Raw genomic sequence first — 14,428 nt, 5'->3', positions numbered from 1 at the left:
GAGAGGAGTTCTCACCATGCCACGCCGTTTCACCCTGAAGACCCTGGCCGCTGCCGCAACCGTTGCCGGCATGGGCTTTACCGCACTGTCCGCCCAGGCGGCCGACACCATCAAGGTGGGTGTGCTGCACGCCCTGTCGGGCACCATGGCGATTTCGGAGACCGCCCTCAAGGACATGGCCCTGATGACCATCGAGGACATCAACGCCAAGGGCGGTGTGCTGGGCAAGAAGCTGGAGCCCGTGGTGATCGACACCGCCTCCAACTGGCCGCTGGCGGCGGAAAAGGCCAAGCAGCTGATCAGCCAGGACAAGGTGGCCGTGACCTTCGGCTGCTGGACCTCGGTGTGCCGCAAGTCGGTGCTGCCGGTCTATGAGGAAAACAATGCCCTGCTGTTCTACCCCGTGCAGTACGAGGGCGAGGAGCTGTCCAAGAACGTGTTCTACACCGGCGCAGCGCCCAACCAGCAGGCCATTCCCGCCGTGGAATACCTGATGGGCGAGGACGGCGGCAGCGCCAAGCGCTGGGTGCTGCTGGGCACCGACTACGTCTACCCGCGCACGGCCAACAAGATCCTGCGTGCCTTCCTGAAGAAGAAGGGCGTGGCCGACAAGGACATCATGGAGGCCTACACCCCGTTTGGCCACAGCGACTACCAGACCATCGTGGCCGACATCAAGAAGTTCGCTGCGGGGGGCAAGACGGCCGTGATCTCCACCATCAACGGCGACTCCAACGTGCCCTTCTACAAGGAACTGGGCAACGCCGGCATCAAGGCCACCGAGGTGCCTGTGGTGGCCTTCTCGGTCGGCGAGGAAGAGCTGCGCGGCCTCGATCCCAAGCCCCTGGTCGGCCACCTGGCCTCGTGGAACTATTTCATGAGCGTCAAGAACCCCACCAACGACGCCTGGATCAAGCAGTGGAGCACCTATGCCAAGGCCAAGAACCTGCCCGGCCAGTCCACCAAGCCGCTGACCAACGACCCCATGGAAGCCACCTACGTCGGCATCCACATGTGGAAGCAGGCCGTGGAAAAGGCCAAGTCCCTGGAGGTGAACAAAGTGATCGCCGCCATGGCCGGCCAGACCTTCAAGGCGCCCAGCGGCTTCACGCTGACCATGGATGCCAAGAACCACCACCTGCACAAGCCGGTGCTGATCGGCGAGATCAAGGCCGATGGCCAGTTCAACGTGGTCTGGAAGACCAAGGAACCCATCAAGGCCCAGCCCTGGAGCCCCTTCATCGACGGCAACGACAAGAAGAAGGACGAGCCCGAGAAGAAGTGAGGGGACACGCGTGCGGCCGCAGCGCGGTTGCACCGGTGAACCGCACCTCGACCCGAAGGCCCGTCCCCACCGGACGGGCCTTTTGCTGATTGGATGACCTATGCTTTTTCCCCTCTTGCGCACCCTCCGGCCCTGGCTGGGCGCAGCGCTGGCCTGCGCGGCCCTGTGGCAGGCCCCGGCCCAGGCGCTGACGGCCGAGCAGGCGCTGGCCATGGCCGATGGCGACAACAACAGCCGCATTGCCGCCATGCAGGAGGCCGCGGCCACGGGCGATGCCGCCCGCACGGCCGACTTCCTGCAGGCCCTGCGCGACGGTGAGGTGCAGTTCACCGGCGCGGCGGCCTTCATCGTGCGCGGGGGCGAAGCCCGCGACCCCGTGACGGGGCAGGCCGTGCCGCTGCCCGAGGGGGCGAGTGACGCCAGCACCAACAACCGCCTGCGCCGTGAGATCGGCAACGCCCTGGCCGCACTGAACCTGCTGGTGGGCAACGATGCCGAACGCCTGGAAGCGGCCCAGGCCATGCTGCAGGGCGCGACGCCCGAACGCCTGCCGCTGCTCGACAAGGCCCTGGCGCGAGAGCAGCAGGCGGACGTCCAGGCCGCGCTGGCGCTGGCGAAATCCGCGGCCCTGCTGGGCAGTCCGCAGGCCGAGCAGCGCATCGACGCCGCGGCCCTGCTGGCGCGCCACGCCACACCGGCCACGCGCCTGCTGCTGAACGAGCAACTGGCGCAGGAGCCGCATGCCCAGGTGCAGGCGGCGCTCAAGCGCGCCCTGGCCGAGGTCAAGGACCAGCTGGCCTGGGGCGAGCGCCTGGGCGTGGCCTTCACCGGCATCAGCCTGGGCTCCATCCTGCTGCTGGTGGCCCTGGGCCTGGCCATCACCTACGGCTTGATGGGCGTGATCAACATGGCCCACGGCGAGCTGATGATGATTGGCGCCTACGCCACCTATGTGGTGCAGGGCGTGTTCCGCAGCTACCTGCCCGACTTCTTTGACTGGTACCTGCTGGCGGCTCTGCCCGTGGCCTTCCTGGCCTCGGCCCTGGTGGGTGCGGTGATGGAGCGCGGCGTGCTGCGCTTTCTGTACGGCCGCCCGCTGGAGACCCTGCTGGCCACCTGGGGCATCTCGCTGGTGCTGATGCAGCTGGTGCGTTCCACCTTCGGCGCGCAGAACGTGGCCGTGGAAAACCCGGTGTGGATGAGCGGTGGCTGGCAGCTGCTGCCCAACCTGACCCTGCCTTTCAACCGCCTGATCATCATCGCCTTTGCCTTCGCCGTGCTGGCGGGTGTGGCCTACCTGATTGCACGCACCCGCCTAGGCCTGTTCGTGCGCGGGGTCACGCAGAACCGCCCGATTGCGGCCTGCATGGGCGTGAACACGGCGCGCGTGGACACGCTGGCCTTTGCCCTGGGCAGTGGCATTGCCGGCCTGGCCGGCTGCGCGCTGAGCCAGGTGGGCAACGTCGGCCCCGACCTGGGGCAGAGCTACATCGTGGACTCCTTCATGGTGGTGGTGCTGGGCGGCGTGGGCCAGCTGGCGGGCACGGTGTATGCCGCGCTGGGGCTGGGCATCCTGAACAAGTTCCTCGAAGGCTGGACCGGCGCGGTGCTGGCCAAGATCGCGGTGCTGGTGTTCATCATCGCCTTCATCCAGAAGCGGCCCCAGGGCATCTTCGCGATGAAGGGCCGGAGCGCGGAATGAACCTGAATCAATCCCCTGTGCGGCTACGCCGCTTCCCCTTTCTCTCGCTGCGCGGGAAAGGGGACGACAGCCTCGCTGCGGGGCGGCCCTTGCGGGCTGTCTACCGCGAAAGCTGGCTTTATTCCTTGCTGGGTGCGGGAGCTAAGTAATGACAAGTTCTGTTTTGAAATCAAGCGTGTTTGTGCCGGTGGAGTTGCCGGGGCGCCAACCGCTGCTCACCAAGGCCGGCTGGTCGGCATTCATGCTGGCGCTGGTCGTGGTCTGTGCCGTGGCCCCGGTGCTGAACTTGTGGGTGGGCGAGGGCAGCGTGTTCCACCTGTCGGACTACGCCGTGCGCCTGCTGGGCAAGATCATGTGCTACGCCATCTGCGCGCTGGCTATGGACCTGATCTGGGGCTACACCGGCATCCTGAGCCTGGGCCATGGCCTGTTCTTTGCGCTGGGTGGCTATGTCATGGGCATGTACCTGAGCCGCCAGTCCGTGGGCGCCGAGGAGCTGCCCGCCTTCATGGTGTTCCTGGCCTGGAAGGAGCTGCCCTGGTTCTGGGCGCTGTCGGACAGCTTCATCGCCACCTTCATCCTGATCTTCGCGGTGCCCGGTGTGGTGGCCTTCGTGTTTGGCTGGTTTGCCTTCCGCTCGCGCATCAAGGGTGTGTATTTCTCCATCATCACGCAGGCGCTGACCTATGCGGCCATGCTGCTGTTCTTCCGCAATGAAACCGGCTTTGGCGGCAACAACGGTTTCACGGACTTCAAGCGCATCCTCGGCATGCCGCTGGCCACGCAGGAGATGCGCATGGCCCTGTTTGTGCTGACGGGCTGCACCCTGCTGGGCTGCTTTCTGCTGGCGCGCTGGCTGGTGCGCAGCAAGTTTGGCCGCGTGCTGCAGGCCATCCGCGATGCCGAGTCGCGCGTCATGTTCTCGGGCTATGCGCCGCTGCCCTACAAGCTGACCATCTGGGTCATCAGCGCCATGATGTGCGGCCTGGCCGGGGCCTTGTACGTGCCCCAGGTGGGCATCATCAACCCGGTGGAAATGTCGGCCGCCAGCTCGATCGAGATCGCCGTGTGGACGGCCGTGGGCGGGCGCGGCAGCCTGATCGGCCCCATCGTCGGCGCGTTTGCCGTGAATGGCGCCAAGAGCTGGCTCACCGTGGCGGCGCCGGAGTTCTGGCTGTATTTCCTGGGCGCTCTGTTCATCGCCGTGACACTGTGGATGCCCCAGGGCATCGTCGGCGTGGTGCGCAAGCTGCGCGGCAAGTTCGGATCGAAGCAAGAGGGAGGTGCGGCATGACCCCGGACCTGATGGAAGCGGGCGCGGTCCGCATGCGTGCCGCGGCTGAAAAAGCCGCGCAAAACATCGGTTCAGGTGGTCGCAGCGCCAGCATGGCGCGCATCGCGACGCCGGGCGAAGTCGATGTGACCCATGGCCGCATCCTGTACCTGGAAGATGTGCACGTCAGCTTCGACGGTTTCAAGGCCATCAACGGCCTGAACCTGGACATTGCGCCGGGCGAGCTGCGCTGCATCATCGGCCCCAATGGCGCAGGCAAGACCACGATGATGGACATCATCACCGGCAAGACCCGGCCCGACAAAGGCTCGGTGTTCTTCGGCTCCACCATCGACCTGCTGCGCCACAACGAGCCGCAGATCGCCCAGCTGGGAATTGGCCGCAAGTTCCAGAAACCCACGGTGTTCGAGCAGCTGACGGTGTTCGAGAACCTGGAGCTGGCGCTCAAGACGCACAAGGGTGTGCAGCACTCCCTGTTCTTCCGGCTCGACAGCGCGCAAAGCGACCGGCTGGCCGGCATCCTGCACACCATCCACCTGGCCAGCGAAGTCCACCGCCAGGCCGGCGTGCTCAGTCACGGCCAGAAGCAGTGGCTGGAGATCGGCATGCTGCTGATGCAGGAGCCCAAGCTGCTGCTGCTCGACGAACCCGTGGCCGGCATGACCGATGACGAAACCGCACGCACGGCCGAGCTGTTCCTGACCCTCAAGGGCCAGCACTCGTTGATGGTGGTGGAGCACGACATGTCCTTCATCGCCACCATCAGCGAGAAGGTCACCGTGCTGTGCGACGGCAGCGTGCTGGCCGAAGGCACGCTGGCCCAGGTGCAGGCCGACGAGCGCGTGATCGAGGTCTATCTGGGGCGCTAGCGAGATGCACACCAGCCTGGATACGCCGTTGCCAAGCCAAGCCAAATCGCAGTGCAGTGCAGTGCAGTGCAGCGACTGTCTGCGGCTTGGCACCTCGTCGCCACCGCAGCGCGACGCGGTGCTGGCGGATCTGCATAGCTGGGGGCAATGAAGATGGATAGCTGTTAGCGCTTGTAGTAAGAGGTTTTCCAATGATTTTTGCTTTGAAAGCCTCGGAATACCAGCGCAAGCAGCTATGAAAATTGAAACAGTAGCTCTCGAAATAAGAGCTGCTTGCGCAGGATTGATCTGCGTTGGAGGCCAAAAATGCTCAAAGTTAAAAACCTGCACCAGTACTACGGCGGCTCGCACATCCTGCGCGATGTGAGCGTGCAGGCCGAGCCCGGCCAGATCACCGTGCTGCTGGGGCGCAACGGCGTGGGCAAGACCACGCTGCTCAAGAGCCTGATGGGGCTGGTGCCCATCCGCAGCGGCACCATCACCTGGAACGGCCAGCCCATCCAGGGGCTGACACCCTACGAGCGCGCACGCGCCGGCATCGGTTTTGTGCCCCAGGGGCGCGAGATCTTTGGCCGCTTGACGGTGGAGGACAACCTGCGCATGGGCCTGGCCTACAAAAGTGGCCGCACGCCGATCCCGCAGGACTTGTACACGCTGTTCCCGGTGCTCCAGCAGATGCTGCAGCGCCGCGGGGGCGACCTGTCCGGCGGCCAGCAGCAGCAGCTGGCGATTGCCCGCGCCCTGGCGCCGGCGCCGGGCCTGCTGATCCTGGACGAGCCGACCGAAGGCATCCAGCCCAGCATCATCAAGGACATCGGCCGCGTGATCCGCATGCTGGCCAAGGAGCGCGGCATGGCCGTGCTGCTGTGCGAGCAGTACTACGACTTTGCCGAAGCGCTGGCCGACCAGTACGTGGTGATGGAGCGCGGCGAGGTGATCGCTGCAGGGCCGGGCACCGAGATGCAGGCCAAGGGGATCCAGAAGCTGGTGGCGATTTAGGGCGGGCTGGGCAGCCCCTGCGTGGGGGCTGCGTCAGCGGCTGCGGGCCGGGGCTTTTTTCTGCGCCACGGCCGCCTGGTACAGCGGCAGCACCTTGGGCACATAGGCATCCAGCTCGGCAATGCGTTGATCGCCCGCGGGGTGGGTGCTGAGGAACGAGGCCCCTTGCTGGCCGCCGCTGACCTGCTGCATCTTGCGCCAGATGGACGAGGCATTGCGCGGGTCGTAGCCGGCGCGGGCCATCAGCTCCAGGCCGATCACGTCCGACTCCAGCTCCATGGCGCGCGAGTTGGGCAGGTGCACCAGCATCTGCGAGCCGGCATCCATCAGCTCTCCGGGCACACCCGTGGCCACGGCGATGGTGCTGGTGATGAGGCCGGAGAGGGTCTTTTGCGACATCTGCTCGCGCGAGTGTTCGCGCAGGGCGTGGGCGATTTCGTGGCCCATGACGGCGGCCAGCTCATCGTCGGTCAGGCGCAGCCGGTTGACGAGGCCGGTGTAGACGCCGATCTTGCCGCCGGGGGCGCAGAAGGCGTTGATGTCCTCTGACTCGAAGACATTGATTTCCCAGGCCCAGTCGCGCGCATCGGGGCGGAACACCCCGACCTGGGCAATCAGGTCGTGGCCGATGCGGCGCACGCGCTGCGTCATCGCCGCATCGGTGTTGAGTTTTTTCTTGGACTGGGCATCGGCCGTGAGCTGCTGGAAGCCCTTGGCCGCCTGGGCGTTGATGCTGTCGCTGGACACCAGCATCAGCTGGCTGCGTTGCAGGCCGATGGCCCCTGATTGGGTGGTGCTGGCGCAGCCTTGCAGCAGGCCGATGGTGCAGGCCAGTGCGGCCATGGTGCGCCAGAAGGAGGCGGGTGCCCGGGTCATGTGCAGTCCTTTGGAAAACAGCGCCTGCACGGTCCAGGGTGTGTGCAGGCCAAGGCGCCTATTTTCATGCAGCCTGCCGCGTCGGCCGCGCAGCGGCTGGGCCTGGCACGTGCGGGGTGGCCCCACCCGGACGGCAAAACGCCGTGGGGCAGTGAAGCGACCACGGCGTGGGAGGGGTTGCGAGCCAGAATTACTGGATGTTCAGCGTGACCGTCTTGTCGACGGGCTTGCGGCGCTGCAGGGTCAAGGTCAGCACGCCCAGGTCCAGCTTGGCGCTGGAGGCTGGCACATCGATCTCGTGGGGCAGCTCCCAACTGCGGCGCACCTGGCGGGGCGCACCTTCTATGCTGTGCAGGTGCACCATGTTGTCTTCGATGCGCAGCTGCAGCTGCTCGCGGCTCAGGCCGGGGACGTCGATGCTCAACACCGTGGCTTCGTCGGTTTGGCTGACCTGGAAGTCACCGTTGAGCTGCTGGGCGGCATTCGTGGCGGCCTGCATGAAGCGTTGCAGGCTGGCATCGGGGCGGGTCACATGGCGGATGATGGGGGTTGCGAGGAACATGCGATAACTCCTTGGTGTGGGGTGGCGCCGTCTGCGCCTGGATGTTCCGTAGATATCGCCGGCCCAGGGCTTTTCAAGTCTGTTTTTTCAACAATAAATTTCGCCAAAACCCCTTGAAAAACCGCCAACAGCCTTTATTGCGCGCTGCCTGCGCGGCGAGGGTGGGTCCGGGCAGAAAAAAAGCGCTGCCCAGGGCAGCGCCAATACCTGCGGCGAGGGTGCCCTGCCGAGGAGACAAAACAGCATCCGCCCTGGCAGCCGCGGCCGGGTGAACGGATGGGGTGTGGGCCAGTGTAGGCAGGGCGGCCAGCGCCGCGAACGACGTTGTGCGCATGAGCTTGTGCGGAAAACGAGGATGACTATGGGCCGTTCACCCCTGCGGGGACACAGCCTGCGCGCACTGCAGCAAGCCCTGGATCCAGGCTTGGCGCGGAGAGGCGTGCATCCTTGGCTGCAGACCAGGCTGTGCCGATTACTTTTGGGCACCGCGGGCCTTACATGCTCCAGATGCGCGGTGCCGTGCCCGGCAGTCCCCAGTGCTGCTGGCGCCAGCAGGCCCGCACCTGCTGCCACAGCTGCATCAGCGGTTCGACCACCGGGGCCAGACCGCGCAGCACCAGCATGTGCTCGTTGGGGGCGGTGATGCCGCACCAGGCGCCTTGCGGGTGGGCATCGAGCACGGCGCGCGTGGCGTCCAGCAGTTGCTCGCGCTGCACGCGGGTCAGGGGCGTGCCGCAGGCCAGCACCAGGCTGCCCATGCAGCGCTGACCGGCCAGGCCCAGGGGGCCGTCCATCAGGCGTGCGTCTTCGGCGCGCAGGGTGCCGTGTTCCAGCCAATGCCCGGGCCACGCCATGTGCTGGGTGAACTGGCCCTGCACAAAGGGCTCGCCGGCATGGGGCAGGCCGAAGGCGGTGATGTCCCAGGCGATCAGCTCCGCCCCGGGCGCCAGTGCCAGCGTCAGCTGGTTGTGCGCATCGCAGGCGTTGTAGGCCAGCGCTTCCAGCGGCAGCCATTCCAGGCGGGCACCGGCGTCCAGCTGCAGGTGGGTGCGCTGCGTGGCGGTTTCGCCCTGGGTCTTGTAAAAGCGCGTGGCGCCGGGGGTGGTGACCAGGGCATGGGCCTGGGGCTGCACGCGCACCCGGATGTCCAGGGTGTCGCCGCCGACCAGGCCGCCGGGCGGGTGCACCAGCACGTTGTGGCAGATGGCATCGCCCTCCGGGTACAGGCTGCGCAGCACGCGCAGCGGTCCGTCGTGGTGGAAGTGCACGCGGGTACGTTCCGCGGCCATGGAATAGTCCAGATCAAGTTGAGCGAGCCAAGGCATGGCCGCCATCCAAGCAAGAAATGCGCCTGCTGCACCAAGTTGGAGCGCCGCGCGGGGCGTGTGGCTCAGCCCGGGGGCGCATCCGCTGGGGCGTCACCGGGGGACAGCCAGCTGTCTTCGTAGACGGCCAGGGCTTCCTCGACGAGGCAGGGGCCGGTGCAGCTGATGGCCTCCTGGGCGTGGGCCAACACATCGTGGCAGGACAGCAGGCAGGCGCGCAGGTCGGGGCGGATGTGGTGCAGCCGCTGTGCATCCAGGCCGAAGACCACGCGGCGCAGACCGCTGCTGCAGATGGCACCGGCGCACATCACGCAGGGTTCGGCACTGGCGTAGAGCGTGGCGCCGGCCAGCACATCGGGCGCCAGGCGGGCCATGCCCAGCTGGCGGATGGCATTCATCTCGGCGTGGCCGGTGGCGTCGCCGGTCTCGCGGGTGTTGCTGAAGGCCTCGGCCAGGATGCGGCCGCTGCCGGAGACGATGATGGCGCCGAAGGGCCGGTTGCCACGCAGGCGGGCGGCATTCGCCCAGACAAAGGCCTGGCGCAGCCAGTGGCTGTCGGTGCTGTCGAGGGCGTATTCGTCGTCGGGCGGCATGGCGTGGGTGGGGCCTGGGTGGTGGAAGAACTGGGTGTGCATGGCGTGGGCCTTTCCTGGCAAGACAGCGGGGTCCACAACACCAGGACCGTGGTGGGACGGCGTTGTTGCATCCGGGGGCGCTCAGCTTCAATGCACAGGCCGTGCCAAAAGTGTGGATGGTTTGTAGGTGGGCTGGGGGGCAAGTTGTAAGCGGTTGTGCCGCTGGGCGTCGCCAAGGGGCGGCCAAGGGGCGCTGCAATGGGGCTGCTTCAAAAAGAAAAGCGCCATCCGCAGCCTGCAAGAGCGCCAACGCCTGTTTTTGGTGCAAGCCGTGGGCGCTCGTCTACGCGAGCCGTCGCGCTCCACCGTGGGGCCGTTAGGGCCTGGCTGCAGCGCCTGCGGGAGTGGGGGCGCCGGGCGCAGCGGGCACAAAAAAAGGCCTGCACGAGGCAGGCCCAAGTCGAGGTTCGGGGGATCGGTGAAAGGGGACGAGGCTCGGCCCCTCAGTGGTTCTGGGAGCCGCGGTGGGCCCAGCCCGTGGTGCGCTTTTCCACCCAGCTGAACAGTTCGTACATCACCATGGCCATGGCGCCCACGACCAGCAGGCCGGCAAACGCCAGGCCCATCTGCATGGACGAGCCGGCCGAGATCAGCAGGTAGCCGATGCCTTCGTTGGCGGCGGTCATCTCCGACACCGTGGTGCCGACGAAGGCCAGGGTGATGGCGACCTTGAGCGAGCCGTAGAAGTAGGGCAGGGAGCGCGGCAGGCCGACCTTCATCAGCACATCCCAGCGTTTGGCGCCCAGCACGCGCAGCACGTCTTCCAACTCGGGCTCCAGCGTGGCCAGGCCGGTGGCGATGTTGACCATGATGGGGAAGAAGCTGATCAGGAAGGCGGTGAGGATGGCCGGGCCCACGCCGATGCCGAACCAGACCACCAGGATGGGCACGAAGGCCGCCTTGGGCAGGGCGTTGAAGGCCGTCATCAGCGGGTAGACGGCGGCATAGGCCAGGCGCGAGCTGCCGATCAGGAAACCCAGCAGCACGCCCACCACGATGGCGACGCCGAAGCCGGCCATGGTCACCCAGAAGGTGCGCCAGGCGTGGCCGGCGATCACGACGTGGTATTCCATAAAGTCCCGGAAGATCAGCCAGGGGCTGGGGAAGATGAATTCCGAGACCTCAAAGGCCGCGCAGACTACCTGCCACAGCACCACCACCATCAGCAGCAGCACCCAGGGCGACCAGCGCTCCAGCAGTTTGTTGTTGAGTTTGTTCATTGCGAATCCTTGGCTGCTCATTGGTTGATCACTGCACCGCTTTTGCGCATGGCACCGATGTGGCCGCGCAGCTCGTGCACGATGTCGGTGAACTCCTTGGTGTAGGTCAGCTCCAGGTCGCGGGGGCGGGGCAGCTCCACATCGCGGCGCACGACGAAGCGGCCGGGGCTCTTGCTCATCACGTAGATGGTGTCGGCCAGGAAAACGGATTCACGCAGGTCGTGCGTGACCAGGATGACGTTGAATTGCTGCTCGGCGTGCAGGTCGCGCAGGATGCACCACAGCTCCTCGCGCGTGAAGGCGTCGAGGGCGCCGAAGGGCTCGTCCAGCAGCAGCATCTTGGGCTCGTGGATCAGCGCGCGGCAGATGCTGGCGCGCTGCTGCATGCCGCCCGACAGCTGCCAGGGGAATTTGTCCTCATAGCCACCCAGGCCGACTTTCTGCAGCAGGTGGCGGGCGCGCTCCTCGTATTCCTTGCGGCGCGCCTTGAACTGCGAGCGGTGCGGCTCCACGATCTCCAGCGGCAGCAGCACGTTGTCCACCGTGGTGCGCCAGGGCAGCAGCGAGGGTGACTGGAAGGCCATGCCGGAGATCTTCAGCGGGCCGGTGACGGGCTGGCCATCGATCTGGATCTTGCCCATGGAGGGCATGCGCAGGCCGGTGGCCAGCTTCATGAAGGTGGATTTGCCGCAGCCCGAGGGGCCGACGATGGCAATGAACTCACCTTGTTGGACCTGCAGGTCAATGGCTTCGACCGCAAAGTGATTTTGTGCCAGCAACTCGTCGTTGTAGGCCAGCCAGACATCACGGAAATCAACGAAATAGGGGTCGGCAGCGCTTTGCATACGAATCCATCAGAGGGGGCGGCCAGACCAACCGGTCCGGCCGCGGGTTGTACACAGCCGTCTTACTTCTTGGGCAGCACGTCCAGCTGCGCGGCGCTGGGCAGGAAGCTGTCGTTCCAGACGGCCTTGGGGTCGATGCGGGTCTTGGTGCCGAAGGCGTCCGAGACTTCCGAGGCCATCAGCGACAGGCGGCCGACATCCAGGCGGCCAAAACCTTCCTTGCGGGCGTCGGGGCTGTTGACCACGGTGTCGATGGCCAGCTGCAGGCGGCGGGTTTCCAGGGCCGCGTTGGCAATGCCGTCGCGCGCCTTGACGTACTGGATGGCGTCGGCCGGCTTGGCCATCACGTCCTTGGCGCCCTTGGTGAAGGCGGCCAGGAACTTCTTGATGGCTTCGGGGTTTTCCTTGATCAGCTTGGGACTGGCGATGATCACGTTGCCGTAGTACTTCACGCCGTAGTCGGCGTACTGCATCACCACCACGTCGCTGGTCTTGACGCCGCGCGCCTCCAGGTTCAGCAGGCTGGTGAACGTGAAGCCGGTGATGGCGTCGATGTCACCGCGCACCAGCATGGTTTCGCGCAGTGGGGGGTCCATGGCCGTCCAGGCCACGTTGCTGACCTTGTTGACCTTGGCGAAGGTGGGGAAGGCCTTGCGGCCGGCGTCGAACACGGGCGCGCCCAGCTTCTTGCCGCTGAGGTCGGCGGGGGTTTGGATGCCGCTCTTCTTGAGCGCCATCACGGCGGCGGGGGTGTTGTTGTAGACCACCATCACGCCCACGGGCTTGTTGGGTGCGTCGGGGTTGTTGGCGTGGAATTCCATCAGCGAGGCCATGTCGGCAAAACCGATGTCGTAGGAGCCCGAGGCCACGCGCTGCACGGCGCCGCCCGAGCCGTTGCCGGCGTCGACGGTCACATCCAGACCCGCGTCCTTGAAGTAGCCCTTGGCCACGGGCAGCAAGAAGAAGGCGGCGGGGCCTTCGAAGCGCCAGTCCAGCTGGAACTTCAGGGGCGTGGTCTGCGCGTGGGCCATGCCCAGGCTGCCCACCAGGGCCAGTGCTGCGGTTGCTTGCAGGAAGCTGCGTTTTTGCATGGGAACTCCAGGATCAAAGCGGTTGGAAAGGTCCACAGCGTTGCAAGTCCAGGGGGCGCTGCGGCGTTCGTAACCAGCAGTGAGCAAAAACAATGCCTGCTTTTTGTATGCAGTTTTTGTATGGTGTCGCAGGGATTGCGCTGCTTTGGTGCGGCAGGGGCCGCAGGTGCACCAAGGTGATTGCAGGGGCCTGCCGGCTGCCGCAAAATGCTGCATCGCAGCAAATGGCTGCACCTGTTGGAATCTCTTTGCCATGGCCCGTATCCAGTTCGCTGACTTTGACGACGCGGTGTTCGCCACCCGCCTGGTGTGTCCCGCTCCCTTGCACCCCGGGGCGCACACAGACAATGTGCAGCTGCTGCAACTGGCCTCGCAGGCGCGCATGCAGTTCTTCGCCCAGTGGCGCTGGCGCGAGAGTGATGTGGCGGGCGTACGCGTCTTCGTCGGGGATCAGGCCGTGCAGTACCGGGCTGAGGCCTTTCCGCACCAGGCCGTGGAGGTGCAGATGGCCGTGCGCGACATCGCGGCCAAGGGCTTTGACCTGGTCTGGCGCCTGGTCGATGCCGACAGCGGCACGCTGCTGGCGCTGGGCAAGATCGGCGTCGTCTGCGTGGACCCGCACAGCAAGCGCCCCTGTGCCCTGCCCGAGGCCTTGCGCCAGCGCTTGCAGCAACTGCAGCCGCTGCTGGCCGAGGCCTGATCTGGCGCGGTCCCTCCCCGCACGGGCGCACGGCCCTGGGGTGGCTTGCCGGACCGGGGGGCGCCAGCGCCTGCGGCCCCTTGGGCCTGTGCAGCAGCCTGGTGCTGGTGCTGCGCGGCGGCCGTGGCGCTAGTTGAATCCATAGCGCCTTGCGCGCGTTGTTTCTGGATTTCAGAGACTTTTCATCCTGCAATGCCCGAAGGATAAGCGCAGTCAGCTCCTATTTTTGAGAACGCGCCGCCTGCCAGTCCGCACACGACAGGCGGTACAGGCAATGTTCGGTCAACGCGTGGCCGGCCGGCAGTGCCGGGTGCACGAAGGTGTGCGGATCCACCCGCATGCCCAGGCGCTGCATCACCGCCTGGGACGGCGTGTTGGGCAGGGCAGTGAAGGCCACCACCTCGTCCAGCCCCTGCGTGGTCAGCGCCCAGTCCACGCAGGCCCTGGCGCCTTCCGTGGCCAGGCCCTGGCCCCAGTAGCGCGGCCGCAGGCGCCAGCCCACTTCCACACAGGGGCTGCAAGGCAGGTCGTCGCGCGGGCGGTTCAGGCCGATCATGCCGATGCATTCGCCACTGGCGCGGTGCTCGGCCGCCCAGAACCCCCAGCCCTGCGCGTCGATGCGGGCCTGAAAGCGGGCCATCAGGGCATCGCTGTCGGCCCGCGACAGGGTGGCCGGAAAGTAGCGCATGGCCTGCGCATCGGCGTGCAACTGGGCCATCGCCGGCAAATCGCTGGCCTGCCAGGGGCGCAGGTGCAGGCGGTCGGTCGTCAGGCGAAGAGGGAGGGCGGTGGTCATGGTGGGGCAGTGTAGACCTGGGCCATCGCCCCATCGCCCCATCGCCCCATCGCCCCATCGCCCCATCGCCCCATCGCCCCATCGCCCCATCGCCCCATCGCCCCATCGCCCCATCGCCCCATCGCCCCATCGCCCCATCGCCCCATCGCCCCATCGCCCCATCGCCCCATCGCCCCATCGCCCCATCGCCCCATCGCCCCATCGCCCCATCGCCCCATCGACCCCATCG

15 protein-coding genes are annotated in these 14,428 nt (G+C 66.4%); 6 read left to right on the top strand and 9 right to left on the bottom strand.

The window, feature by feature from the left end:
* Positions 1 to 16: 16 nt before the first annotated feature.
* The 5 genes from urtA (at position 17) to urtE (ending at position 6,149) form a co-directional block, all read left to right on the top strand.
* The gene (gene urtA / locus CA2_RS08140) at positions 17 to 1,285 is read left to right on the top strand and encodes an urea ABC transporter substrate-binding protein (RefSeq protein ID WP_042415119.1); all 1,269 of its coding nucleotides are present in this window, start codon (positions 17 to 19) and stop codon (positions 1,283 to 1,285) included.
* A 100-nt stretch (positions 1,286 to 1,385) separates the two neighbouring features.
* Positions 1,386 to 2,987 (top strand): urea ABC transporter permease subunit UrtB, encoded by a 1,602-nt coding sequence (gene urtB, locus CA2_RS08135; protein ID WP_042415115.1) that lies wholly within the window; start codon positions 1,386 to 1,388, stop codon positions 2,985 to 2,987.
* 148 nt (positions 2,988 to 3,135) lie between these two features.
* Positions 3,136 to 4,281, top strand: a complete 1,146-nt coding sequence (gene urtC / locus CA2_RS08130) for an urea ABC transporter permease subunit UrtC (protein ID WP_042415112.1) — start codon at positions 3,136 to 3,138, stop codon at positions 4,279 to 4,281.
* Complete coding sequence (gene urtD, locus CA2_RS08125) at positions 4,278 to 5,150, top strand: urea ABC transporter ATP-binding protein UrtD (RefSeq protein WP_042415109.1); 873 nt, start codon at positions 4,278 to 4,280, stop codon at positions 5,148 to 5,150. Before urtC ends, urtD begins: the two co-directional genes overlap by 4 nt.
* A 306-nt stretch (positions 5,151 to 5,456) precedes the next feature.
* Positions 5,457 to 6,149, top strand: a complete 693-nt coding sequence (gene urtE / locus CA2_RS08120) for an urea ABC transporter ATP-binding subunit UrtE (RefSeq protein ID WP_042415107.1) — start codon at positions 5,457 to 5,459, stop codon at positions 6,147 to 6,149.
* A 33-nt stretch (positions 6,150 to 6,182) separates the two neighbouring features.
* On the opposite strand, the gene CA2_RS08115 is transcribed toward urtE, so the two are convergent.
* The 8 genes from CA2_RS08115 to CA2_RS08085 all read right to left on the bottom strand — a co-directional run bounded on the left by CA2_RS08115 (position 6,183) and on the right by CA2_RS08085 (position 12,703).
* Positions 6,183 to 7,025, bottom strand: coding sequence for a M48 family metallopeptidase (locus CA2_RS08115; protein ID WP_052369877.1), 843 nt, complete (start codon positions 7,023 to 7,025; stop codon positions 6,183 to 6,185).
* A 190-nt stretch (positions 7,026 to 7,215) separates the two neighbouring features.
* Positions 7,216 to 7,587 carry an Hsp20/alpha crystallin family protein gene (locus CA2_RS08110; protein WP_042415104.1) on the bottom strand — a complete coding sequence of 124 codons (372 nt, stop codon included), beginning with the start codon at positions 7,585 to 7,587 and terminating at the stop codon, positions 7,216 to 7,218.
* A 73-nt stretch (positions 7,588 to 7,660) separates the two neighbouring features.
* On the bottom strand, positions 7,661 to 7,921 hold the full coding sequence (locus CA2_RS17970) for a hypothetical protein (RefSeq protein ID WP_156105990.1): 261 nt from the start codon (positions 7,919 to 7,921) through the stop codon (positions 7,661 to 7,663).
* A 160-nt stretch (positions 7,922 to 8,081) separates the two neighbouring features.
* The gene (locus CA2_RS08105) at positions 8,082 to 8,912 is read right to left on the bottom strand and encodes an urease accessory protein UreD (RefSeq protein ID WP_042415270.1); all 831 of its coding nucleotides are present in this window, start codon (positions 8,910 to 8,912) and stop codon (positions 8,082 to 8,084) included.
* Between the two features lie 65 nt (positions 8,913 to 8,977).
* The gene (locus tag CA2_RS08100; RefSeq protein ID WP_244982893.1) at positions 8,978 to 9,547 is read right to left on the bottom strand and encodes a nucleoside deaminase; all 570 of its coding nucleotides are present in this window, start codon (positions 9,545 to 9,547) and stop codon (positions 8,978 to 8,980) included.
* 443 nt (positions 9,548 to 9,990) lie between these two features.
* Positions 9,991 to 10,767: an ABC transporter permease gene (locus CA2_RS08095; RefSeq protein WP_042415101.1), complete on the bottom strand. Its 777-nt coding sequence runs from the start codon at positions 10,765 to 10,767 to the stop codon at positions 9,991 to 9,993.
* Between the two features lie 17 nt (positions 10,768 to 10,784).
* Positions 10,785 to 11,612 carry an ABC transporter ATP-binding protein gene (locus CA2_RS08090; protein ID WP_042415098.1) on the bottom strand — a complete coding sequence of 276 codons (828 nt, stop codon included), beginning with the start codon at positions 11,610 to 11,612 and terminating at the stop codon, positions 10,785 to 10,787.
* Between the two features lie 62 nt (positions 11,613 to 11,674).
* The gene (locus CA2_RS08085) at positions 11,675 to 12,703 is read right to left on the bottom strand and encodes an ABC transporter substrate-binding protein (protein ID WP_042415095.1); all 1,029 of its coding nucleotides are present in this window, start codon (positions 12,701 to 12,703) and stop codon (positions 11,675 to 11,677) included.
* 253 nt (positions 12,704 to 12,956) lie between these two features.
* Here CA2_RS08085 and CA2_RS08080 point away from each other — a divergent pair, with 253 nt between their 5' ends.
* Entirely contained in the window at positions 12,957 to 13,403 is a 447-nt protein-coding gene (locus tag CA2_RS08080; RefSeq protein WP_042415090.1) for an acyl-CoA thioesterase, read from the top strand.
* A 220-nt stretch (positions 13,404 to 13,623) separates the two neighbouring features.
* On the opposite strand, the gene CA2_RS08075 is transcribed toward CA2_RS08080, so the two are convergent.
* Positions 13,624 to 14,199 (bottom strand): GNAT family N-acetyltransferase, encoded by a 576-nt coding sequence (locus CA2_RS08075; RefSeq protein WP_042415087.1) that lies wholly within the window; start codon positions 14,197 to 14,199, stop codon positions 13,624 to 13,626.
* Positions 14,200 to 14,428 lie beyond the last annotated feature (229 nt).

This window comes from Comamonas aquatica NBRC 14918, assembly GCF_000739875.1.
In the GTDB taxonomy this organism is placed as follows: Bacteria; Pseudomonadota; Gammaproteobacteria; order Burkholderiales; family Burkholderiaceae_C; genus Comamonas; species Comamonas aquatica.
This window is presented reverse-complemented; position numbering and strand designations above follow the sequence as displayed.